Source organism: Kitasatospora sp. NPDC058046 (assembly GCF_042885595.1).
GTDB lineage: Bacteria > Actinomycetota > Actinomycetes > Streptomycetales > Streptomycetaceae > Kitasatospora.
In genome coordinates this window covers 79,546-102,558 of record NZ_JBHVRS010000011.1, presented here as the reverse complement: position 1 = coordinate 102,558, position 23,013 = coordinate 79,546, and the positions used below count along the sequence as shown (strand labels likewise).

The 23,013-nt window shown below is 75.8% G+C and carries 17 protein-coding genes and 3 riboswitches; of the genes, 9 read left to right on the top strand and 8 right to left on the bottom strand.

Going from position 1 to position 23,013, the window contains the following annotated elements:
• Positions 1 to 3 precede the first annotated feature (3 nt).
• The 3 genes from ACFVU7_RS22850 to ACFVU7_RS22840 all read right to left on the bottom strand — a co-directional run bounded on the left by ACFVU7_RS22850 (position 4) and on the right by ACFVU7_RS22840 (position 6,843).
• Positions 4 to 1,095 (bottom strand): hypothetical protein, encoded by a 1,092-nt coding sequence (locus ACFVU7_RS22850; protein ID WP_388046763.1) that lies wholly within the window; start codon positions 1,093 to 1,095, stop codon positions 4 to 6.
• Positions 1,092 to 2,948 (bottom strand): prenyltransferase/squalene oxidase repeat-containing protein, encoded by a 1,857-nt coding sequence (locus tag ACFVU7_RS22845; protein ID WP_388046762.1) that lies wholly within the window; start codon positions 2,946 to 2,948, stop codon positions 1,092 to 1,094. The genes ACFVU7_RS22850 and ACFVU7_RS22845 overlap by 4 nt, the downstream gene beginning before the upstream one ends.
• A gap of 106 nt (positions 2,949 to 3,054) precedes the next feature.
• A riboswitch (cobalamin riboswitch) is annotated at positions 3,055 to 3,183 on the bottom strand.
• A gap of 94 nt (positions 3,184 to 3,277) precedes the next feature.
• Positions 3,278 to 3,354, top strand: a riboswitch (cobalamin riboswitch).
• A 45-nt stretch (positions 3,355 to 3,399) separates the two neighbouring features.
• Complete coding sequence (locus ACFVU7_RS22840; protein ID WP_388046760.1) at positions 3,400 to 6,843, bottom strand: protein kinase; 3,444 nt, start codon at positions 6,841 to 6,843, stop codon at positions 3,400 to 3,402.
• Positions 6,844 to 7,126: 283 nt separating this feature from the next.
• Between ACFVU7_RS22840 and ACFVU7_RS22835 the strand changes: the two genes are divergently transcribed.
• Positions 7,127 to 7,315, top strand: coding sequence for a hypothetical protein (locus ACFVU7_RS22835; protein ID WP_388046758.1), 189 nt, complete (start codon positions 7,127 to 7,129; stop codon positions 7,313 to 7,315).
• A 66-nt stretch (positions 7,316 to 7,381) separates the two neighbouring features.
• On the opposite strand, the gene ACFVU7_RS22830 is transcribed toward ACFVU7_RS22835, so the two are convergent.
• On the bottom strand, positions 7,382 to 7,852 hold the full coding sequence (locus ACFVU7_RS22830; RefSeq protein ID WP_388046756.1) for a flagellar hook-length control protein FliK: 471 nt from the start codon (positions 7,850 to 7,852) through the stop codon (positions 7,382 to 7,384).
• A 29-nt stretch (positions 7,853 to 7,881) separates the two neighbouring features.
• Positions 7,882 to 8,973, bottom strand: coding sequence for a prenyltransferase/squalene oxidase repeat-containing protein (locus ACFVU7_RS22825; protein ID WP_388046755.1), 1,092 nt, complete (start codon positions 8,971 to 8,973; stop codon positions 7,882 to 7,884).
• 97 nt (positions 8,974 to 9,070) lie between these two features.
• A riboswitch (cobalamin riboswitch) is annotated at positions 9,071 to 9,211 on the bottom strand.
• 118 nt (positions 9,212 to 9,329) lie between these two features.
• Here ACFVU7_RS22825 and cobF point away from each other — a divergent pair.
• The 6 genes from cobF (at position 9,330) to ACFVU7_RS22795 (ending at position 15,261) form a co-directional block, all read left to right on the top strand.
• A complete protein-coding gene (gene cobF, locus ACFVU7_RS22820) occupies positions 9,330 to 10,088 on the top strand; it encodes a precorrin-6A synthase (deacetylating) (protein WP_388046753.1) in 759 nt (252 codons plus the stop codon).
• A gap of 263 nt (positions 10,089 to 10,351) precedes the next feature.
• Positions 10,352 to 12,235, top strand: coding sequence for an amidohydrolase (locus ACFVU7_RS22815; RefSeq protein WP_388046952.1), 1,884 nt, complete (start codon positions 10,352 to 10,354; stop codon positions 12,233 to 12,235).
• A 72-nt stretch (positions 12,236 to 12,307) separates the two neighbouring features.
• The gene (locus ACFVU7_RS22810; protein ID WP_049653335.1) at positions 12,308 to 12,970 is read left to right on the top strand and encodes a hydrolase; all 663 of its coding nucleotides are present in this window, start codon (positions 12,308 to 12,310) and stop codon (positions 12,968 to 12,970) included.
• A gap of 57 nt (positions 12,971 to 13,027) precedes the next feature.
• Positions 13,028 to 13,552: a DoxX family protein gene (locus ACFVU7_RS22805; protein ID WP_388046751.1), complete on the top strand. Its 525-nt coding sequence runs from the start codon at positions 13,028 to 13,030 to the stop codon at positions 13,550 to 13,552.
• Entirely contained in the window at positions 13,533 to 14,270 is a 738-nt protein-coding gene (locus ACFVU7_RS22800) for a YoaK family protein (protein WP_388046749.1), read from the top strand. Before ACFVU7_RS22805 ends, ACFVU7_RS22800 begins: the two co-directional genes overlap by 20 nt.
• A gap of 55 nt (positions 14,271 to 14,325) precedes the next feature.
• Entirely contained in the window at positions 14,326 to 15,261 is a 936-nt protein-coding gene (locus ACFVU7_RS22795) for a VOC family protein (protein ID WP_388046747.1), read from the top strand.
• Between the two features lie 23 nt (positions 15,262 to 15,284).
• Here the strand turns inward: ACFVU7_RS22795 and ACFVU7_RS22790 are convergent, their stop codons facing one another.
• From ACFVU7_RS22790 to ACFVU7_RS22780, 3 genes are all read right to left on the bottom strand, one after another.
• A complete protein-coding gene (locus ACFVU7_RS22790) occupies positions 15,285 to 16,340 on the bottom strand; it encodes a helix-turn-helix domain-containing protein (RefSeq protein WP_388046746.1) in 1,056 nt (351 codons plus the stop codon).
• An 86-nt stretch (positions 16,341 to 16,426) separates the two neighbouring features.
• Positions 16,427 to 17,395 carry a helix-turn-helix domain-containing protein gene (locus tag ACFVU7_RS22785; RefSeq protein WP_388046744.1) on the bottom strand — a complete coding sequence of 323 codons (969 nt, stop codon included), beginning with the start codon at positions 17,393 to 17,395 and terminating at the stop codon, positions 16,427 to 16,429.
• A 61-nt stretch (positions 17,396 to 17,456) separates the two neighbouring features.
• Positions 17,457 to 20,282 (bottom strand): BREX system ATP-binding domain-containing protein, encoded by a 2,826-nt coding sequence (locus tag ACFVU7_RS22780; RefSeq protein ID WP_388046742.1) that lies wholly within the window; start codon positions 20,280 to 20,282, stop codon positions 17,457 to 17,459.
• Positions 20,283 to 20,556: 274 nt separating this feature from the next.
• Here ACFVU7_RS22780 and ACFVU7_RS22775 point away from each other — a divergent pair, with 274 nt between their 5' ends.
• Entirely contained in the window at positions 20,557 to 21,552 is a 996-nt protein-coding gene (locus ACFVU7_RS22775) for a hypothetical protein (protein WP_388046740.1), read from the top strand.
• Complete coding sequence (locus tag ACFVU7_RS22770; protein WP_388046738.1) at positions 21,552 to 22,904, top strand: cytochrome P450; 1,353 nt, start codon at positions 21,552 to 21,554, stop codon at positions 22,902 to 22,904. Before ACFVU7_RS22775 ends, ACFVU7_RS22770 begins: the two co-directional genes overlap by 1 nt.
• Positions 22,905 to 23,013 lie beyond the last annotated feature (109 nt).

Genomic DNA, 23,013 nt, shown 5'->3' with positions numbered 1-23,013 from the left:
GGATCACTCGGCCCGTCGGCGGCGGCGCCGGGCGGCCACCACCGTGGCCACGCCCAGCGCCACGACGAGGACCGAGCCGAGCACGGCGGGGACCATCGACCCGGAGTCGTGCGGGGCGTCGGCCACCGGGTTGGCGTCCACCACCCCGCCGGGCACGGCTGCCGCGGACGTGGGCCCGGCCTCGGCCGCGGCCGTCTGCGGTGTCGACTGGTCGCTCGGGGCGTCGGTCGGCGGGGCGGTGGACGGCTCGGCCGGCACCGGCGTGGGGTCGGGCACGCCCGACGGGGTGCTGCCGTCCCCGGGGGTGGCGGCGGGGTCCGTCCCCGGGGTCGCGGCGGACCCGGGCGGACGGGCTCCGCCGGGCTGAGGCGCGGCGGGGGCCGGGGCCCGGCCGCCGGTTGAACCAGTGCCGCCGGTTGAGCCGGAGCCGCTGCCGCCCGTCGTACCGGATCCGCCTGTCGTACCGGAACCGCCCGCCGCTCCGCCGGAACCACCCGTCGTGCCCTGGCCGGGGTCGGCCGGCTGCCCGCCCGGGCTGGAGTTGTGGGCCCGGACGCTGTCCGGCGAGATCGTCGGACGGCCTTCGGTGCCCTCGACGTTGGTGCCGCCGAAGATCCACAGGTCGACGCTGCCGGGCTTCGGCTGGTAGAGCATCGCGCCGAGCTGGCTGTAGGACCACTCGTTCTGGCCCGGATCGGCGTGCCAGTACGACCAGTACGCGGTGGCCGGGGGCGTCAGGACGCACTTCTCCTGCTCCGGCGTCGGGTACTGCTTGCCGCCCTGGAAGCCGCTGTAGCCGATCCGGCAGATGAAGGCCGGGCCGTCGTGGCCGGTGCCGGTGGTCTTCCAGCCGCCCTGGTTGAGCAGGGTGAACCCGGTGGTGGGCGTGGTTCCGCAGGAACGCAGCAGCGGGCCGCCCCACTTGCCGAAGTCCACGGCGAGTACGGCACCGGAGGTGGTGGTGCACTGCTCGATCGGCAACGGGGTCGCGGCGGCCGGGACGGTGCCCACGGCGACGCCGCCGAAGGCGAGGGCGAAGGTCAGCGACGCCGCCCCGGACAGCCGGGCGAGGCGCGTGCCGAGTCCCCGGCTCACCGGTGACGCCCCGGGGCGGCCGCGGTGCGACGACGGGCGACGAGGACGGCCCCGGCGCCGAGCGCGGTCAGCGCGCCGGCTCCCGCCGTCAGTGCCAGTGCCTGGCTTCCGGTACTGGCCAGGCCGCCTGAACCGGTCCGCACCGGTACGCCCCCGGCCTCGGCGACACCGCCGGACGACGGGGCGTCGGTGGCCGGGGCCGGCCCGGTCGTGGTGGGCGAACCCGTCGGGGAGGACGTCCCCGTCGGGGTACCTGTCGGAGTCCCGGTGGGAGTAGGCGTCGGCGTGCCCGCGAGGTCGCGGGACAGCGTCCCGAAGGAGATGCCGGTGGCACCGCCCAGCACCTGCGTGGACGCGCGGACGTCCGACCCCCGCTGCCCGGCCGCCGCGACGTTGAACCCGCCGTCGCCGTTCTGCTGCCCGGCGAGGAAGTCGAGCGCCTTGGCGATCTGTCCACCGTAGGCGGCCTGGCGCAGCGTCAGGCCCTGGACGGCCAGCGCGGCCGAGTTGGTGGAGTCGCCGGACGCGCCGGGGAAGCCGCCGTCGGGCAGCTGCCGCGCGGCGAGCCAGCCGAGCCCCTGGTCGACCGCCTGGGCGGCCTCGTCCCCGGGGACGAGGGCAAGGGCCATGACGGCCATCGCCGTGCTGTCCACGTCGGAGTCGCCGGTGGCGGGGATCAGGCTCGGCCAGGAGCCGTCCGGGTGCTGGAGGCCCTTCAGGTAGGCGATCGCGGGGGCGACGCTGGTGGACTCCCCGGCCCGGAGCTGGGCCATGACGGCGAGCGCCTGGGAGAAGACGGAGGTGGCGTAGGCGTAGTTGCCCGGGGCGGCGCAGCCGGTGTTCGCGTCGGCCTTGGCACACACCAGTGCGGCGAGGGCGGCGATCAGGTCGTGGCCGCCGAAGTCCCGCGGGTTGCGGCCGACGGCCTCGGCGAGCAGCGCCTCCTTGCCGATGGACCCGCCGCCGGCGTACTCGGTGCCGATCGCGGTCCAGTCGTTGACGGTGCGCTCGCTCGCGTCCTTGCCCTGCTGGTCGAGGAAGTCGACGATCCGGCGCAGCGCGGCGTCGTCGGTGCCGGTCGCGGCGAGGGCGTAGGCCCCGTCGATGGTCAGGCCGAAGTCGGCGAAGGCCGGGAAGCCCTCGTAGTAGTGGCCGTCGATCAGGCGGGACGGGTCGGTGAGGTAGGCGCTCCCCCTGGCCGCGTCGGGTTTCCTCCCCGCGGGCGCGCTCAGGGCCACCGCGGGCGAGGGCGACGCCGACGGGGAGGCGGAGGGCGAGGGGCCGCCGTTCCTGGCGCGGACGGAGTCCGGGGTGAAGTTCGGCGCCCCGCTGGTGCCGCCGATGTCCGTGCCGCCGTAGACCCAGGCCTCGACCTCGCCGGGCTCGGGCTTCTGCGTGCCGGCCCCGAACCGGCTGTAGGACCAGGTCTGTTGGCCGGGTTCGGCGATCCAGTACGACCAGTACGCGGTGGCCTGCGGGGTGTTGACGCACGGCTCCTCGGCCGGTGTCGGGTACTGGGCGCCGCCGTTGAAGGTCCCGGTCCCGAGCCGGCAGATGAAGGCCGGTCCGTCGTGCTCGGTGCCGGTCGTGGTGAAGCCGGCGTTGTGCAGCAGGTTCATGCCCGTCGTGGAGTGGGCGTCGCAGCCCCGGACGACGCCGCCGCCCCAGTGGGTGAAGTCGACGGCGACGATCGCGCCCGTCGTCGCCGTGCACTGCTCGATCGGGTCGGCCGAGGCGGTACCCGGGTACCCGAGCAGGACCGTGCCGCAGGCGGCGGCCGCGACGGTGCCGGCGACCACCAGCGAGGCGAGGTCCCGGTTCCTGTGACGTGTGCGATTGCTGCTGACCCTCACGACGACTCCCTGGTCGGTCGACACGCGAGGCGACGGCGCAGCCGACGGCCGCCCGCGGGCACGGGGCCGTCGAAACCGCGTCGTAGTCCGCGACGACGCAAGTGCTCTGTGAACAGACCCCCGGTCCAGGCATTCCGGCTCACCCACCCTCAGGTGGGTCCACGGTTGCGGGTCAGCGCCGGAGTTGGACCGGCTTCCCCTGAATGCCGAGGGCAAAAAATCGGTTCATCAGACCACGCTGACCGACGGGCAGTCAACGGGGCGTCAGGTCGATCACATCACCTCGTCGGGCGACGGACCTGTGCGGTAGCGTCCGCGGTGGCCGAGCGGGGGAACCCGGTGCGAACCCGGGGCTGACGCGCAGCGGTGTGGGGAGGTGACCGTACCGTCCCGAGCCCGAATGCCCGCCCGGCCACTGCGGAACTGAGCCGGTGTCCCGGCCGGCCGATCGTCACTGCCCGGCGGACAGCTCCCAGTCCAGCGCCCACGCCCGCACCGAGCCGTCCGCACAGCCGAAGAGCAGCAGGCTGTCGTCCGCGGTGGCGGTGAGACTCCACACCTGGCCGCCACCTCCTTCCAGCTCGCGCAGGCAGCGGCCGGTGTCGGCGTCCCAGATCCGCACGGTGCCGAGCCGGTGGCCTGTGTAGGCGAACCGGCCGCCGGCGGAGAGGTGAAGGACCGACAGCTCATCCGGCCCGGTACCGGCGTCCCACGGCAGGACCTCGAAGTCGAAGGCGCGGAGGAATTGCCCGGTGCCGGCGTCCCACAGCCGCAGCGAGCGGTCGCCGTACGCGCTGCCGGACAGCAGCCGGCGGCCGTCTGCGTCGAACGAGAGCCAGCCGCACGCCGGATGACTCAGCGCCAGCGGCGGAGCGCCGAGCCGGGCGTGCAGCTGGATCTCGCCGAACAGCGCCACGCTCGCCGCCCGGGTGCCATCCGCGCTCATCGCGGCGGCGGTGGTCGGCCGCTCGCCGTCGCCGGTGAGCACCCGCACGCAGCGGCCGCTGTCCAGGTCCCACAGCCGCAGCGCGCCGTCCCGGCCGATCACCAGGGCCTGCCGGGCATCGGCGGTGAACAGGACCGAGTTCCCGAGCATGCCCTCCTCACCGCTCTCGGCACGGCCGTCGGGCCCACGGGCGTCGACCCGGCCGAGCGGTCGGCCGCCGGGCAGCTCCCAGCTCTGCAGCACCGCGTCCCCGCCGGCCACCGCACGCAGGCCGTCGGCGCTCAGGCCGACCGATCCGACCCGGGGCTTGTCGAGCGCGCGCAGCGGGGTGCCGTCGGTCGGATTCCACAGCCCGACCCGGCGGTCACCGCCGATCGCCGCGGTACGCCCGTCCGCCGACACGGCGAGCGAGGACACGTGGCCCTGCCCGCCGAGGGTGTGCACCGGCCACGCCCCGCGCAGCCCGGTACGGCGGACGGATCTCCCCAGCCGCCGCCACGCGGCCAGCACCTCCGGCGCACGCTCATAGCCGGGCGTCGAGCGGGCCCGGGTGAGCAGGTCGAGCGCGGCGGCGTGCTGCCGAGACCCGAGCGCCTGCTCGGCCTCGGCGAGCAGGGCCCCGACCTGCCCGCCGGCCCGCTCGATCTCCTGGTGGCGGCGGGGCCGACTGAGCTGCATGCTCGCCCGGAACCGGCGCTCCGGGGTGATCCGCCACCAGCGCGCGGTGTTGTCCTGCCCGGCGGACACCGCCCAGTCGGCGTCCCCGCCCATCATCACGGCGGCGACCGGCTGGCTGTGTTCGCGGAAGGTGCGCACGCAGCGGTACAGGGCCAGGTCCCAGAGCCGCACCGCGCCGTCCTCGCCGCCGGTGACGGCGTACCGGGAGTCGCCGCTCAGCACCAGCGAGCGGACCTCGCCGATCGGCGAGGTCACGGTGCGCACCGCGCGGCCGCTGCGCAGGTCCCACAGCCGGATCGTCAGGCCGGGCGAGGCGGTCGCCGCGGTGCGGCCCTCGGGCTCCAGCCATATCGCGGTGGGACCGCGGCCCGGCATCGTCATCGTCTGCCGCAGCTCTCCGGTGTTCAGGTCCCACAGCTGGAGGGTGCCGCGCGCGTGGCTGCTGACCAGGGCGAGACCGCCGTCGTGGCTCAGTTCGACCCGGTGGGAGTCCTCGGCCCGGTCCGTGACGGGTCCGAGCCGCAACCGCTGCCGGCCGCTCGGGAAGTCCCAGACCAGCAGCCGTCCCTCCACCACGGCGACGGCGGTCCGCGCCCGGTTGTCGATCCGCAGGGCCTGCACCCGGAACAGCTCGCGGCGGCCGGGCGGGGTGAAGGCCAGCAGGCAGCGCTCGCGCGCCAGGTCCCAGAACCGGACCTCGTTGTCCGGGCCGACCGAGACCGCGTACCGGCCGTCGGAGACGTCGAGGCTGCTCACCCAGGACTCCAGGCCGCCGACGGTGCGCAGCAGCTCGCCGCGCCGCAGGTCCCACAGCTTCAGCCCGCGGTCCTTGTCGCCGTGGCCGCCGTAGCCGGTGACCGCGTACCGCCCGTCGGGGGTGATCCGGGCGGCGAGCCGCGCGGGGCCGTCGAACAGCTGGTACCAGCGGGCGGTGAAGGCCGGGGCCGCCCGGTTGTCGGGGGCGCTTGAGAGGTCGAGACGTTCCACGGCGGCGCGCCGCTCGGGGTCGTCGCCGCACTCCGCGGTGATCCCGGCGAGCAGCTCGCGGGCGGCCTCCAGGTCGCCGCGTTCCAGGTGGACCTCGGTCAGCCGGTGGCGGGACTGCCAGGAGTCGCCGTGCACGAGCCGCAGCTGCTCCAGGTCGGCGACCAGGGTGTCGTCAGTGGTCTCGCCGCGCCGCCAGCGCAGCAGGCCGCCGTTGTAGGCGGCGTCCAGGTGGCGCGGGTCCGCTTCCAGAGCGTCGGCGAAGGCGCGCTGCGCGCCGGGGATGTCCTCGAGGTCGAAGAGCGACAGGCCGCGGTTGTTCAGCTCGTCGGCGCGCAGCCCGACCGCGCTCGGCACCGGGCGCGCGTACCGGGTCCCGGTGGCCCGGTGGTAGTGCTCGGCGAGCTCGGCGGCGACCTCGGCCATCGAGGCGGGTCGCTGGGCGGGGTCGTGGCGCAGGCAGCGCTCCAGCAGCTCGGCGACGCCGGGCGGGATCGGCGGGCGGCCGTCGCGGCCTCGGGTCCCGCGGAAGACCGCGAGGGTCTCGCTCGCGAGTGGTCCGACGTACCAGGCCACGCCGCCGGTGAACATCTCCAGCACCGAGACGGCGAAGCTGTACAGGTCGCTTCGCCGGCCGAGCTGCCGCTGCCCGTACTGCTCGGGCGAGGCGTACACCCTGGTCATCCCTCCGGCGGCGACCAGGACGGTGGCGTCGGCGCCGGGCCGATCGCCTGCGCCGCCGGGCCACGCGGCGAGCTGCCCGGCCCGGGCCAGGCCGAAGTCGGTGATCCGGGCGGTACCGTCCCGGTCCAGCAGGATGTTGCCCGGTTTCACGTCCTGGTGGACCACGCCCTGCTGGTGGGCGTGGTCCAGACCCCGGGCGGCCTGGACCGCCAGGTCCAGGATCCGGGCGAGGGCTTGTTCCGGGCCGCCCGCGTACAGCCGGCCACTGTGGATCAACTCGCTCAGGCTGCCGCCGTCCAGGTACTCGGCGAACACCCGGGGCGTCCCGCCGATCTCCCGTACGTAGTGGCAGGCGCAGACGTGCGGGTGCAGGCCGAGGCCGACCCAGGTCTGCGCCTCGGCGACGAACAGCTCCCGCTCCCGCGCGGACCGGAACAGTTCCGGCCGGGGGGACTTCACCGCCAGGTCGGTCCCCCACCCCAGGTGCCAGACCCGGTACACCAGGCCCATCCCGCCGGCCTCGTGCACCTGGTCGACCCGGTACAGCCCCTCGATCACATCGCCGACCTTCCAGGCCGACGCCGCCCCATTCCGATCGCTCATACCGACGAGTATGCGATCTGACGCCGTGTCATGACAGGCCGCCCCGGGGCCGCCTGGGCCTTCGTCGTGATGTCGGGTCAACCGCGCAGGCCGAGCGCGAAGCCGTACCCGCGGGGCCAGGCCGGCACGCCGAGAGGTCGGTCCGCGGGGCCGGCGGCGGAAGTGGACCACCACGTCGGCGTGATCTGGATGCCGACGGCCGGCCCGGCCGGGACGAGAACACCGAAACCCATGACGATGGACCGGATCCTCAGGGAGGACCGCGAGTGGGCGCGGCCGTCGAATGACAGTACGTTCGACGGGCGTCGGCGGGCTGTTCACCGCGACGCGCGTGCCCGACGGCGACGACCCCGCGTGGCTGACCACCGCGGGCATCGTGGTCGACAGCCTGTTGTTCACGGCCGCCGCGGTGGCAACCGTACGGCTGGTCGGACACCTCGACCGGCGGCGCCGAGCGTCCCGCGGCGCCTGAGCCCCTGGCACCGGCGCCCCGGCCCCTTCCGGAGAAGGGGCCGGGGCGCCGGTCGCCCCCCGCCTGTCAGGGCGCGGTGGTGCCCGGCTGCGCGCCGGCGCCGAAGGACCAGCCCTCGACGTCGCCGGGGGCCGGGTCGTAGCTGCCCGCGCCCAGGGTGCTGTACGACCAGGGGCCGCCGTGCTGGGCGTGCCAGTACGACCAGTAGGCGCTGCCGGTCGGGTTGGTGCAGGTCGTCGGCAGGGCGTTGATGGTGCAGACGAAGCCCGGGTAGCGCGGGTGGAAGGCGTACGAGAATCCGGCGCCGGTGAGCGCGGCCAGGCCGCTGGCCGGGTCGCCGGGCGCGCAGCCGGTCTGGATGCCGCCGCCGACGGCGGTGAAGTCGACCACGACGGTGACGCCGGTGGTGCCGCCGCAGGCGGCCGCCCGCGCCTGCGGGGCCTGGACGGCGCAGACGCCGAGCAGTCCGGCGGTGAGGGCCGCCGCGGCGGCGATCGACCCGAGCGTACAGCGGGCCAGGGTGGGGGTGTCGCTCATCGGTGAACTCCTCGCGGTGTCAGCGTGGTTCAGCGCGTGGCCGGAACCGGCGGGCAGGCCTGGGTCGGGGCGTCGGGGGCGGCCCCGGAGGCGGAGAGCGTGGACAGCGGGGTGCCCGCGAGGCCGAGGACGGCCTGCGCGGTGGCCCGGGCGCCGTTGCCCGCGTTGAAGCCGGTCGCGTCGTAGGCGACGGCGCCGCGGACCGCCGGGTCGGCGGAGCAGCCCTGCTGGAGCTTCACCAGCCGGCCCCAGGCCTTGAGGCCGGGGCCGAGGCGTCCGCCGGAGAGCAGCGCCTGGGTGGCCAGGCCGGTGCTGTTGGCGTTGGAGGCGGTCGCCCCGGCGGCCGCGAAGCCGCCGTCGGCGTTCTGGTGGGCGGTGAGCCAGCCCAGGCCCGTGTTCGCCTTGGCGGCGCGCCCGGTGGCGGCGAGGGCCTGGACGGCGAGGGCGGTGGCGTCGGCGTCGCTGGTGCAGGCGGCCTGGCCGAAGGAGAGCGGGAAGCCGCCGTCCGCGCACTGGCTGTTCGCCAGGAAGTCCACGGCCGCCGCCGGGACGTCACCGGGCGTGCGGTGCAGGGCGATCACGGCGAGGGACTGGCCGAAGGCGTTGCTGTAGTCGCCCCACTGGGAGCGGTCGGAGAACCGGCCCTCGGCGGTCTGCAGCGACCGCAGGCGGGCCGGCAGGTCGACGCCACCGAAGGCCGTCGGGTCCCCGCCGCGGACCTCGACGGCGAGCAGCAGCTTGGCGGTCGCGCCCGCGTAGGCCTCGGTGGTGCCGTCGCCGAGGTAGCCGCCGATGATCTCGGGCTTCGCCAGCCAGGCGGTGGCCTTCGCGGCGGCCTCGTCGGAGCCGCGCGAGGCGGCGAAGGCCAGTACGGCGTCGATGGTGAGGCCCTGGTCGGGGTAGGCGGTCCCGTTGAAGACGGACTCGAAGTGGTCGCCGTCGACGAGCTGGCGGGCCAGCCAGCCGCCCGCGGCGGCGTCGGGGCGGACCGTCGGGGACGAGGTCGCGGCGGCGGGCGCGTTCACGGGCGCGGCGTGGGCGGCGGTGGCCGCCGGGAGCGCGGTGGCGAGCGCCACGGCGGGTATCGCGAGCAGACCGAGGGCGCGGCGGAGCGTGGGCATGGTGGCCTTTCCGGGCCCGTGCGCAGGGGCCCGGAGGACGGCGGCGACAGCCGGGGCGGCCCTCGGGGCTCCGGCCCGCGGACCACGACGGGAGGAGGGACGACACGCCTCCGCCGACGGGTACTCGGGCTCGCCGCCGACCAGGAGCCGGCGGCCTACCGTTGCGGGCCAGCGCCGGATTCGAACCGGACTTCCCCCAGCGGCGGAGTCACAACATGACGGCCCATCATGGCGATACGGAAAAGATCCGGTCAAGGGTTCGAACGTGACATCACGGTGGCCGCCGCCCGACATCGCGACGCGCCCCTCCCGGCCGCCGACGCGACCAGGGCGTCCCGGACGGCAGAATGCCTCCCATGCGGCACATCTTCGTCATCGGCATCGGCGCGGGCGACCCCGACCACCTCACCCTGCAGGCGGTCAAGGCGCTCGCCCGCACGGACGTCTTCTTCATCCTCGACAAGAACGAGGACCGGCAGGACCTGATCCGGCTGCGCCGCCGGATGCTGGCCGAGCACGGCCGGCCCGGCCACCGGGTGGTCGAGGCGCCGGACGCGGAGCGGGACCGGACCACCCCCGCGTACGCGGCCGCCGTGGACGACTGGCGCGTCCGCCGGGCCGACCTGGTCGAGCAGTTGCTCTCCGAGCACCTCGGCGAGGGCGAGACGGGCGCGTTCCTGGTCTGGGGGGATCCGAGCCTCTACGACAGCGTCATCGCCGTGGTGGACGACGTCCTGGCCCGCGGCGCCGTCGGCTTCGACTACGAGGTGGTCCCGGGCATCAGCAGCGTCTCCGCGCTCGCGGCCCGCCACCGCACCACGCTGACCCGGGTCGGCCGCCCGGTGCAGATCACCACCGGCCGCCGGCTGGCCGAGGGCTTCCCCGAGGGCGTGGACGACGTCGTGGTGATGCTCGACGGCCGCGCCGCCTTCACCGGGATCGACCCGGAGGGGCTGGAGATCCGCTACGGCGCGTACCTCGGCACCCCCGACGAGATCCTCGTCGCCGGTCCGCTGGCCGAAGCCGCCCCGCGGATCAGCGAGTTGCGCGAGTCGGCCCGCGAGCGCAAGGGCTGGATCATGGACACCTACCTGCTGCGGCGCTCCGGGAGCTGACCGGCGGGCGCCGCCCCGGTTCGACCCCCGGCCGACACTCGGACACCGGCCTCGCGCCCGGCCGTCACTCCACCCGGCCGGTGCGCTCCCGGACCCGTGCCGGTGCACTGTGGGCCAACTCCGACACCATGCCACTGCCTAACGTTCCGTCATGAGAGCGAGCAGGAGAGCCCCTTGGGCTCGTCCGGCTCGACCGCGCCGCGCCGCCGCCCGCTCCGGGCGGCGGCCCGAACCCATGACTGGAGGCCGTCGAGGTGCCTGCAATGCCGGTCGGCGGGCTGGTCCCCCGCACGGAAAACGTCACCGAACACGCCGCCGACGTCGTCGTCCGCAACGCCCGGATCCACACCGGGGACGCCCGCCGCCCGCAGGCCGGCGCCCTCGCCATCCGGGACGGCCTGATCACGGCCGTCGGGGACGACGCGGACGTCGCCCCGGCCGTCGGCCCGTCCACGGTGGTGGTCGACGCGCTCGGCCGCCGCGTGGTGCCCGGCCTCAACGACGCGCACCTGCACGTGATCCGCGGCGGCCTCAACTACGTCCTGGAGCTGCGCTGGGACGGTGTGCGGTCGCTGCGCCAGGGCCTGGCGATGCTGCGGGAGCAGGCCGCCCGGACGCCCCGGGGGCAGTGGGTGCGGGTGGTCGGCGGCTGGTCGGCGGAGCAGTTCGCCGAGCGGCGGCTGCCGACCCCCGCCGAGCTGAACGAGGCGGCGCCGGACACCCCGGTGTTCGTCCTCCACCTCTACCAGTCGGCGGTCCTCAACCGCGCCGCGCTGCGCGCCGTCGGCTACACCCGCGACACCCCGGACCCGAAGGGCGGCCAGATCGTCCGGGGCCGCGGCGGCGAGCCCAACGGCATGCTGCTGGCCGCCCCGAGCGCCCTGGTCCTCTACTCCACGCTCGCCAAGGCCCCGGCGCTGGAGGGCGAGGAGCGCAGGACGTCCACCCGGCACTTCCTGCGCGAGCTGAACCGCTTCGGGCTGACCTCCGCGATCGACGCCGCCGGCGGGTTCCAGAGCTTCCCGGAGAACTACGCCACGGTGACCGAACTCGCCCGCGAGGGGCTGCTCTCGCTCCGCATCGCCTACCACCTGTTCCCGCAGACCCCCGGCCAGGAGCTGGACGACCTCACCCGCTGGGTCGAGACGGTCCGGCCCGGGGACGGCGACGAGTGGCTGCGGCTGAACGGCGCCGGCGAGAACCTCACCTGGGCCGCCGCCGACTTCGAGAACTTCGCCGAGCCGCGCCCCGAACTGAACGCCTACGAAGGGGAGTTCGCCAAGGCCGTGCGCCTGCTCACCGAGCACGGCTGGGGCTTCCGGCTGCACGCGACGTACGACGAGACGATCCGGCGCGACCTCGCGGTGTTCGAGGGGCTCGCCGCCGAGGGGCTCTTCCCCGCCGGGAACCGGTGGCTCTTCGACCACGCCGAGACCGTCTCCCCGGACAGCCTGGACCGGATCGCGGCGCTCGGCGGCTCGCTCTCCGTCCAGAACCGGCTGTCCTTCCAGGGCGAGGTGTTCACCCGCCGGTACGGCGCCGCTGCCGCCGCCGAGGCGCCGCCGGTCCGCGCCATGCTGGCGCGCGGACTGACCGTGGCCGCCGGCACGGACGCCACCCGGGTGTCCTCCTACAACCCCTGGGTCGCCCTGCACTGGCTGGTCTCCGGCCGCACGGTCGGCGGCCTGGCGATCCGGCCCCCGGAGAACCGGGTCGACCGGGCGACCGCGCTCGCGATGTACACCACGGCCGGCGCCGCCCTCACCGGCGAGCAGGACGTCAAGGGCGTGCTGCGGCCGGGCAGTTACGGGGACCTGGCGGTGCTGTCCGAGGACTACTTCACGGTGCCGGAGCCGCAGATCCCGTCCATCGAGTCCGTGCTGACCGTCGTCGGCGGCCGGATCGTCCACGCCGCGGCCGAGTACGAGGGCATGGACGAGGAGCTCCCGCCGGTCAGCCCCGGCTGGAGCCCGGTCGCCCACTTCGGCGGCTACCAGCCCGCCCGCCCCGCCCACGGCACGGGCGCCCGCCAGGCGGAGCTGCTCGGCGAGGCCGTCGCCGAGTCCGAGCTGCACCACCGCTGGCGGGTCGCGCGCGGCCTGGCCGCCGAGCAGGGCGCGCCGTTCGACCCCTGCTTCCTCCTCTGATCCACCTGCCCCGCCTTCACGCGGACCACCGCGCGAAGGACCCTGTCCCACCGCACCGAAGGGAACCCCGTCATGGTCGACCTCACCCAGGTCAGCGCCACCCCCAGCCCCGACCTGCTCACCCCCGACAACGCCGTGGTGCTGTTCGTGGACCACCAGCCGCAGATGTTCTTCGGCACCGGCAGCGGCGACCGCACCGCGATCGTCAACGCCACCGTCGGCCTCGCCAAGGCCGCCCGGGCCTTCGACGTGCCGACCGTCCTGACCACCGTCGCCGCCGAGTCCTTCTCCGGCCCGCTGCTGCCGCAGCTGGCGGCGGTCTTCCCCAAGGCCGAGGTCCTCGACCGCACCTCGATGAACGCCTGGGAGGACGAGGCGGTCGTCGAGGCGGTCAAGGCCACCGGCCGCGGCAAGGTCGTGATAGCCGGGCTGTGGACCGAGGTCTGCCTGGTCCTTCCCGTGCTGTCCATGATCGACCAGGGCTACGAGGTCTACGTCGTCACCGACGCCTCCGGCGGCGTCTCCCCGCAGGCCCACGAGCACGCCGTCCAGCGGATGACCCAGGCCGGTGCGGTGCCCGTCACCTGGGTGCAGGTCCTGCTCGAACTCCAGCGTGACTGGGCCCGGACGGAGACGTACGGCGTGGTCACGGACATCGTCAAGGAGCACGGCGGCGCGTACGGCCTCGGGATCGTCTACGCCCAGGCCTTCCTCGGCGAGCACGCCGCGGGCTGAGCCGGCACCGCACAAGAAGCACAGGAACCAGGGACCAGGGACCAGGAACAGGACACGATGGATACCGGACTGCTGATCCTCCGCGTGGTGGTGGGCCTGCTCATCGCCGGGCACGGAGTACAGAAGGTGAGCCACCGCCTCGGGGGCCACGGCCTCGCCGGCGGGACGGCGGAGTTCCGCCACGACGGCTTCCGCGGCGGGACGCCCACCGCGCTCGCCGCGGGCGCCGGGCAGGTCGGATCGGGCCTGTTCCTGGCCCTGGGCGCGCTCACCCCGCCCGCGGCCATGGTCGCCATGGGGGTGATGACAGTGGCGATCACCGTCAAACTGCCGCACGGGCTCTGGGTGCAGGACGACGGCTACGAGTACCCGCTGGTCCTGGTCGTCGTCACCGGGGCGCTCGCCCTCACCGGCCCGGGCCGGTGGTCCGTCGACCACGCCGTCGGCCTGACCGCCTGGCCGCTCTGGATCTCCGTCGCGGCCGTCGTGCTCGGCCCCGCCAGCGGACTGCTCACCCGGGCCGTCCTGCACCGCCCGGCCACGCCCGAAGGAGCCACCGCCGTTGCGCGCCCTGCTGACTGACGCCCTGCGGACGCTCGCCCCGCCGCGCACCGACCGGCACGGACCGCTGCCGCCGCTGATGCTGCTGCTGACCGTGACCACCGGCGTGGTCGACGCGGTGAGCTACCTCGGCCTCGGGCACGTCTTCGTGGCGAACATGACCGGCAACGTGGTCTTCCTCGGGTTCGCCCTCGCGGGCGCCTCCGGCCTGTCGGCCGCGGCGTCGCTGGTCTCGCTCGCGGCCTTCCTGACCGGCGCGCTCTGCGGCGGACGGCTCGCCGGCCGGTCCGCCGACCACCGCGGGCGTCTGCTGGCCCTGACCGCCCGCGTCCAGACCGCCCTGACCGCCGGCGCCGCCGTCACCGCCGCGCTCGCGGACGGCGCCGGCGCCCGCTACGCCCTGATCGTCCTGCTGGGCCTGGGCATGGGCCTGCAGAACGCGGTGGCCCGGCGGCTCGCCGTACCCGACCTGACCACCACCGTCCTCACCCTCACCCTGACCGGCCTCGCCTCCGACTCGGCCCCGGCCGGGGGCACCGCGCCGCGGCCTGGGCGCCGGATCCTCTCCGCCCTGGCGATGCTGCTCGGCGGCCTCGCGGGCGCGGTCCTGGTCCTGCACGGGCGGACCGCCACGGCCCTCGCCCTGGCCGCCCTGCTGCTCCTGGGCACTGCGCTGGCCGCCCACCGGCTCTCGGCGGCCCACGGGCCCGACGCGCCCTGGGCCGCACCGACGGCCTGACCACCGCACCGACACTCCGAGCACCCGCACCGACCACGACCGGGAGGTCACCCCCGTGCAACGCCCCCTGACCCGACGCCTCACCCGACGCCTGGTCCCGCTGGTGGCGGCGGTCGCCGCGCTGGCGGCCGTCCCCACCGCCGCGCCCGCCCAAGGCACCCCAGCCGCACCGACCGCCGGGCACCGGCAGTTCGCCGTCGGCCCCCAGTACGACTCCACCCACGTGTACGTTGAGCCCGGCACCGAGCAGGCCTTCGCGGCCAGTTGGGTGGCCACCTTCGGCGGCAGCACGATCGGGCCGAACGCCACCCAGGTGACCCCCACGCCCAGCCGGACGCTCTCCGAACTGGTCGTCTCCCCGGTGGGCACCCTCTCGGTGTTCGACTACACCACGCCCGTCCCGTACCCCTTCGGCACCGAGCGCACCGGCTGGCTGGTCACCGACCTCGACCAGGCGGTCCGCGCCGCCCGCGCCGACGGGGCCGCCGTCACCGTGACCCCGTTCGCCGACCCGATCGGCCGGGACGCCGTCGTCCAGTTCCCCGGCGGCGTCAACGCCCAGCTGTACGTCCACACCACCCCGCCGTCCTACCCCGGGCTCGCCAGCGTGCCGGAGAACCGGCTCTACCTGTCACCGGACGCGGTGGGCGCCTTCCTGCGCAGCTTCCTCGCCTTCACCGACGGCCGGATCGTCTCCGACGACCGCCGGGCCGACGGCGCCGCGATCGGACTGCCCGGCACCGCCTACCGGCTGCTGCGCCTCGCCTCCGGCTTCGGCACCACGACGGTCGCCGTGACGGACGGCCACCTGCCGTACCCGTTCGGCCGGGAGCTCACCGGCTACGGCGTGGCGGACCTCGGCGCCACCCTGGAGCGGGCGGAGGCCGCCGGCGCGTCGGTGCTGTCCGGCCCGGTCCGGGCGGACGGCCGGGACAGCGCGATGGTGCGGTTCCCCGGCGGCTACGTCGCGGAGCTGCACGGCGACCGGTGACCGGTGCCCCGGCACGGGGGCGGTCACACCGCGATGCCGTACCCCTCCGGCCGGGCCGCGCCTCCCTGGGCGAGGCCCGCCCGGGCGCACGCCTGCCACTCGCGCGGCGAGACCCCGTAGGCGGCCCGGAAGGCCCGGCTGAAGTGACTGGCGCTCACGAAACCCCACCGCCCGGCGACCGCCGCCACGGTCGCCGGGCCACCCGTCGGACCGGTCGCCGGACGGGCCGCCGTACGGGTCGCCGCACGGGCGAGGTCCCGGCGGCACGCGTCCAGCCGCTGGCGCCGGATCCAGCGGGTCACCGTCACCCCCTCGAAGCCGAACAGCTTGTGCAGGTACCGCACGGACACGTGGTGGGCCTCGGCGATCCGCTCCGGCGAGAGCTCCGGGTCCCCCAGGTGCCGCAGGATGTGGTCCTTCAGCCGGGCCAGGGTGGCCAGGGCCGCCTCGGGCGCCTCCGGTACGGACCGGCCGCGGCGTTCGTGCGCGAGCACCGCGAGCAGGTCGAGCGCCGTGGTGGCGAGCCAGGCGGCCGCCGGCGGCTCCATGCTCCCGGCCGAGCGGGAGAGGCAGTCCAGGTAGGCGCCCACCAGGCGGGCGGTGTCGTCCTCGCGGGTGTCGAAGGCCGTCGCCGTGAGCACCCGCAGGTCCTCCTCGGTGACCCCGACGGCCGAGCGCGGCCAGTGGAAGGCCGTGAAGAGGAACGGCTCCGGCAGGTCCTTGCTGAACGGCCGCCCGGCGTCGGAGATCGCGAAGGTGCCCGGGCGCAGCTCCACCTGGCGTCCGTCCTGGAGCAGCCGGGCGGTGCCGCGGTGCTGGAGCGCCAGGGTGAGGTGGTCCTCGCCACCGCGGGCGATCAGCCGGGCGCTGCGTTCGACCCGCTGCGGGCCGGCCCGGACCAGGGAGACCTGGGCGGCGCCCAGCCGGTGGCTGGTGATCGTCGCGGGCGCGGGCGCGTCCTCGCGCAGGACGACGTCGAGCGGGATGAAGGTACGGGAGACCGCCTCGTGCCAGTACTCGGCGCGGTCGGCGGCCGGCACACCGGCGGTGTCGAGGACGGCGGACGGGACGACGGACATCTGTGCTCCTGTTCGGTCTGCGGGCCCGACCGCGCCGGGTCGCGCCTCGGCGGCGGTGGCCCAAGTCGTGCTGGTTCTACGGCTCGTCAGCAGGCCCCGTCGGTCCGGAGCGGGCGCCAGTCGCGCGGCGAGACCCCGTACGCGGCGCGGAAGGCCCGGCTGAAGTGCGCCGGGTTGACGAAGCCCCAGCGCTGGGCGACCGCCGACACGGTCGGGGCGGTCCGGCCATGGCGGCCCAGTTCGCGGGCGCAGGCCTCCAGGCGGCGCTGCCGGACGAGCCGGCTCACCGTCACTCCATCGTGCTCGAACAGCCGGTGCAGGTACCGCACCGAGATCCGGTGGGCGTGCGCGATCCGCTCGGGCGTCAGCTCCGGGTCGCCCAGCCGCTGGTCGATGTACTCCCGCACCCGCCGGACCAGGTGCTCGTTCGGGCCGTCGGGGCCGACACTTCCGGGGCCGTCCGCCGCCAGCTGGACGACCAGCGCGCTCACCAGGTCGGCGACCCGCCCGGCCAGCTGGTCCCCGACCGGGCCGGGGTAGGAGTGCGCGGAGGCGGCCAGGGTGCCGAGGAAGGGCCCGAGCACGGGCCCGCAGCCGTCCGCCGGGCCGACGGCCGTACCCGCCGCGTGCCGCAGGTCGCGCTCCGACACGCCCAGCAGCCTGCACGGCAGTTGGAACAGGTGGGTGCGGAAGCGCCCCGGGTACTCGACGGCGAACGGCCGCCCGGCGTCGTACAGGACGAGCCCGCCCGGCGGCACCTCCGTGCGGCGCCCGTCCTGCTCCAGTACGGCCCGGCCGGACTCCTGCACCCCGACCCCGACCTGCGGCTCGGTGCGCGGGGCCGGGGCGATCAGGTCGGCGCTACGGGAGAACCGGGCGGTGTCTCCTTCCAGGGTGGAGATCCGCACGTAGCCGAGCCGGTGCGACACCGGGAGCCCGTCGGACGGCCGCCCGGTGAACGGGTGGGCCCCCGCCGGAACCGGCGCCGCCGGAGCGCCCCGGAACGCGGCCTTCCCGCCGTCCGTGACCGACCCGGTCGTCCCCCGCACGCCCATCTGACCGTCCTCCCGTCGAAGCCCTGCGCGACTCAGCCTGGACTTCGACGGCGACGGCCCGTTAGGTCATCTGACTGCCTGGTTCGACAGCGGTCGGAGGAAGCGCCGTCCCGGCCGGTCGGCCGCCGTCGAGGGCGTGGGCGAGCGCGGCCCGCGAGGTGATGCCGAGCTTCGGGAAGATCCGGTACAGGTGGGCCCCGACGGTGCGGGGCGACAGCTGGAGCTCCCGGCCGATCTCCTTGTTCGTCAGGCCGGTCGCGGCCAGCCGGGCGATGCGCAGTTCATGGCCGGTCAGGCCGGTCAGCCCGGCCGGTCCGGCCGGCGGCAGGGCCGCGGAGTCCCCGGCGGCCCGCAGTTCCTCCTCGCACCACCGGGCCCAGGGCTCCGCCCGGAGGCGGCGGAACACGTGGTGGGCCGCGCGCAGCGGCTCCCGGGCCCCGGGGCGGTGGCGCCGGCGCAGCCACCCGCCGTGGGCGAGCCGCAGCCGGGCGAGGTCGAACGCCCACCGCTCGGTCCCCGGCACGGCGTACGCGGCGCGGTAGGCGGCGTCGGCCTCGTCGTCGTCGGCGGCCAGGGCCGTGGCGGCCGCGAAGAGGAAGGCGTGGCGGCCGGAGATCTCCGCCGAGCGCGCCGCGCGTCCGGCCGCGAGGTGCTGCCGGGCCTCCTCGTGCCGGCCGGTGTGCACGGCGGCCGTCACCAGGTCGAGGACCAGTGTGTGGTGCCAGGGCCGGCCGCCGGGCAGGTGTCCGGGCGGGGTGAGTTCGCAGAAGTGGGCGTACGCCTCCTCGTAGCGCCGGTGGGCGAGCGCGGCCAAGCCGCGCAGGTGGCTCAGGCGGTCGAGGACGTACCGCATCCGGGCGCGGGTGGCGGTCGGCCGGACGGCCTGTTCGATCTCCCGCAGGCCGTCCTCGTCGCCCCGGCCGGCCAGGAAGTGGGCGTGGTACAGGCGGAACACCAGGGCGTTGGTGCGGTAGCCGAGCTCCTCCGCGATCCCGGCCTCGCGCAGGCAGACGGCCGCCCGGTCCCACTGTCCGAGCAGGAAGTCCTGGTGGCACCTGGCCTTGGCGACCGAGCCCTGGGTGGCGTAGCCGTGCAGCCCGGTGAAGCGGCGCCACAGGTCGCCCTCGGGGCAGTCGAGCGCCGAGGCGGTCCAGAGCAGGAGCCAGGCCGCACCGGCCTCCTGCTCCGCGCTCAGGTCCGCGGCCGCCGCCCGGAGCGCGGCGGCCGTGTCCGGGCCCGGGTCGGTCCAGGCGCGCAGGCAGAGCCTGCCCGCCTCGGAGACGTTCTCCCGGTGCCGTTCCAGGGCCTGCCAGGCCCAGGGGTCGTCCGTGTAGCTGGCGGCCAGGAGGAGTTTGAAGTAGGCCTGTTCGACCAGCCCGCCGAAGGATTCGGCGCCCGGCGCGGTCAGCGCGTCGAGGGCCGCGGGCAGCAGGGCGGAGGAGGACTCGAAGTCGACGTGGTGGCTCTGGTCGACGTAGACCACCGCGTACGCGAACAGCGGGGCGACGTCCTCGGGCACGGTGCTGGCCTTCAGGTCCTCCACCAGGGCCGCGGTGTGCCGCAGTTGCCCGCCGTGGGCGGACATCACCGCGGCCCAGGTGAGCCGGCGGGCGCGCTCGCAGGAGCTGGGGCTGAGGGTGGCGGCGCGTTCGAGCAGCAGCGCGCCCTCCGCGTCGCCGCCGCGCCGGGCGAGGTCGCGGCCGGCCTCCTGGAGGCGGTGCGCGAGGTCCTCGTCGGGCAGCAGCGCGGCGGCGGCCTCGTGGACCAGCCGCCGGGGGTCGCCCGGCGCGAGGGCGTCGGACAGCGCGCGGTGCGCCTCGCGGCGCGCGGTGTCGGAGGCCGCGGAGACGACGGCGGTGCGCACCAACGGGTGCCGGAACACCAGTTGCCCGGCCGGGTCGAGCCGGGCCAGTCCGTCGGCCTCGATCCGCTCCAGGATCTCCCGCGCGTTCTCGTCCGCGACCGCGCTCAGCCACTCGCCGCTGCCGAAGTCCGGACTGGCGGCCAGGGCGCCGAGCAGCAGGAGACGGCCGGCCTCCGGCGGCACCGCGCCCAGCCGTTCGGTGAACATCCGCTCCAGCTTCCGCCCCAGCGGCAGCCGCTCCGGCAGTGGCGCGGCCCCGCGCTGCTGGGCGGCCGCGAGCTGGCGCGGCAGCTCCACCAGCGCCAGCGCGTTCCCGGCCGCCTCCGCCAGTACCCGGTCCCTGGCGGGCGGGGCGAGTTCGGGGTAGCGGGAGCCCAGCAGCAGGGCCGCGTCCGTCCGGGGCAGGGCCCGCACGTCGACGGCCTCGGCGGACCAGAGCCGGGCGGCCGGCCCGTCCGGGCGGGTGGCGCCGACGATCACCACCCGCTGCTCGGCGCAGCGCCGGTGGAGGAAGGCGTAGACGGTCGCGCTCGACGAGTCGATCCAGTGCAGGTCGTCGAGGAGGAGCAGCGTGGGGGCGGCCCGCGCCGCCTCCTCCAGCAGGGCCAGCGCGGCGGCACCGACGGCGAGGCCGCTCGGTGCGCCGGGGCGGACGCCGAACGCGCTCTCCAGGGCCTCCCGTTGGTGGGCGGACAGCGCGGTGGAGCGCTGGAGCGGCGCCCAGAAGGCCTGGTGGAGGGCGCCGAACGCGAGGTCCGTCTCCGCCTCGGAGCCGACCGCGCGCAGGACGGTGAACCCGCGCTCGCGCGCCGCCCGTTCCACCCAGGCCAGCAGTGTGCTCTTGCCGACCCCCGCCTCACCGCGCAGCAGCACCGTGGAACCGCTCGCACCGTCCACGGCCTGGACCAGCGCCGCCGTCAGCAGCTCCGTCTCCCGCTGCCGGCCGACCAGGACCGGAACCCGCCCGCCGTCCACCACTCTCGTCCCCCTCGGGTTCTCACCGCCCACTCCCCAGGCACCCAAGGCTACAATCCGTCAACCCGCCCCGGCACTACGGCGGGTACCGCTCCGGGCGCGCAGCGTGCCCAGCCCCGGCTCTCGCCGCCGGCCCGCCGGTTCCCTCCCGGGCCATCCCCCGTGCACGGACGCGCAACCGCCCCGCCTCCCGCCGCCGTAGCGTCATGCGGCGCACCGGCCCGGCGGTCCGCCGCGACCGCCTCACCTTCCGCGGCCACGCCGACCTCACCGCGTCCTTCCGGAACTGACCGCCCCACACCAGACGAAGGCCGACACACCCATGACCGATCCCCGCGACGGGCAGCCACCCAGCGCCCCGGACGACCTGTGGTGCCCCTTCCCCTCCCTGACGAACCCCCACGCCGAGCAGGCCGACCGGCAGAGCCTGGACTGGCTGGCGCGCCACCGGCTGCTGGACGGGCGCCACCGGCAGTCCGACCGGATCGGCCGCCAGCGCAGCGGCCACCTGGCCGCACGGACCAACCCGGAGGTCTCCGCCGGGATGCTGCGCCTGCTGTCCGACTGGTACGTCTGGCTCTTCGCCTTCGACGACGGGTACTGCGAGGACCGCGAACGCGGCGCCGCCCCCGGGCCGTTGGCCCGTACGACCGCGCTCCTCTCCCGGGTGGTCGACCCCGAGCCGCCCGGCGACGAGCTGCCCGGACCGGCCGGCGCCTACGCGACGGCCCTGCGGGAGATCCGGGACCGGGTCGCCGCGCAGGCCTCGCCGTCCCAGCTGATCCGGTGGGAGTGCACGGTCCGCGACTACCTCTCCGCCCAGGTCTGGGAGGCCGCCAACCGGGAGGCGGGCACCGTACCGGGCCTGGCCGAGTACGTGGCCATGCGCCGGCACGCCGGGGCGACGTACACCTGCCTCGCCCTGGTCGACCTCGCGGCCGGCGACGAAGTGCCGGCCGCGGAGGCGGACGGACCGTCGCTACGCAGGCTCAGGGACCTCACGGCGAACCTGGTGAGCTGGGACAACGACCTGTACTCCCACGCCAAGGAAGCCGCCGGCGGCCAGAGCCGCCACAACCTGGTCGAGGTCCTCGCCCGCCACCACCGCTGCTCCCCGGCCGAGGCCCGACGGTCGGCCGTCGCCATGCGCGACGCCGAGATGCGCGCGTTCGTCGAGCTGAGCCGGACCGTCCGCACGGACGGCAGCGACGCGGCCTCCGCGTACGCCCGCAGCCTCGGGCTGTGGCTGCGCGGGCACATCGACTGGTCGCGCGGCAGCTCCCGGTTCGACGTGCCGTCCCCCGCGGCGAGGCACTGATGCGCGAGGACGCCGCCCCGCCCGGCAGCGCGCCGCGCGCACCCGGCCACCTGCCCCTGCTCGGCCACCTGCTCCCGCTGCTGACCCGCCCCGTGCCGTTCCTCCAGTCGCTCGCCGACCACGGCCCGGTGGTGCGGATCCACCTGTGGCGCAGGCCCGTTCACGTCCTCACCGACCCCGGGCTGGTCCACCGGCTGCTCGTCCAGGACGCCGCGAGGACCGAGAAGGGCTTCGTCTTCGACCAGGCCCGCGGCCTGCTGGGCAACGGCCTGTTCATCTCCGAGGGCGCGTTCCACCTCCGCCAGCGGCGCCTGGTGCAACCGGCCTTCCACCGCGACGGCATCCGCCGGTACGCCGCCCTGGCCGCGCGGCTGGCAGCGGCCGCGGTGTCCCGCTGGGAGACCGGGCGGCCCGCGCCGATCGAGCCGCGGATGCACGGACTCGCCCGGGACATCGTGGTCGAGGCACTGTTCGCCACCCGCCTGACCCCCGCCCAGAAGGCCCGGATCGACCGGGCCGTGCCCGTCGTCCTCACCGGCTTCGTCCAGCGGGCGCTCTACCCGTCGCCGCTGCTGGAGAAACTGCCCGTACCGGCCAACCGGCACTTCGACGCGGCGGTCCGGGACCTGCGCACCGTCGTGGACGAGATCGTCGCCCGGGCCGCCGCCCCGCAGCAGGGCCCGGACGGCACCCTGCTCTCCCTGCTGCTGACCACCCGCGACGAGGAGACCGGCCTCGCCATGCCACCGGCCCAGGTCAGGGACGAGACCGTCTCGCTGCTCCTGGCAGGCACCGAGACGACCGCCACCACGCTCGCCTGGCTCTTCCACGAACTCGCCCGGCACCAGGACCTCCAGGACGAGCTGAGCGAGGAGGTGCGCGCCGTCGCCCCCGACGGCTCCGTGTCCCCGGACGACCTGCCGCTCCTGGAGCGCACGGGCCACGCCATCAGCGAGACCCTCCGGCTCCACACCCCCAACTGGATCCTGATGCGCCGGGCGACGGAGCCCCTCCGGTACGGCGGCGTCGTCCTGCCCCCGGGGGCGGAGATCCTCTTCAGCCCGACCGCGCTGCACCGCTCCCCGCGGCTCCACCCCGACCCGTCGCGGTTCGACCCCGACCGCTGGCGCCGGTCCGCCGGCCACGCCCCACCCAGGCTGTTCATCCCCTTCGGCGCGGGCCGGCACAAGTGCGTCGGCGAGTCCTTCGCCTGGACCGAGATGCTCGTCGTCACCGCGGCCGTCCTCGCCCGCCTGCGCCTCAGCCCGGCCACGGCCACCCCCCTCCGGGAGAGCGCCACCGCCGCCACCGTCCGCCCACGCGGCCCGCTGCTCGTCGCCGAACCCCGGTGATCTGCCGGCGGCCGGCGCGTGCGCGCAGGGGCAGGCCCCGGTGCCCGGGTACGACGACCGGCCGGCGGACGTGGCGGCGGTGGCCGTACTGCCGTGAACCCGTCATTCC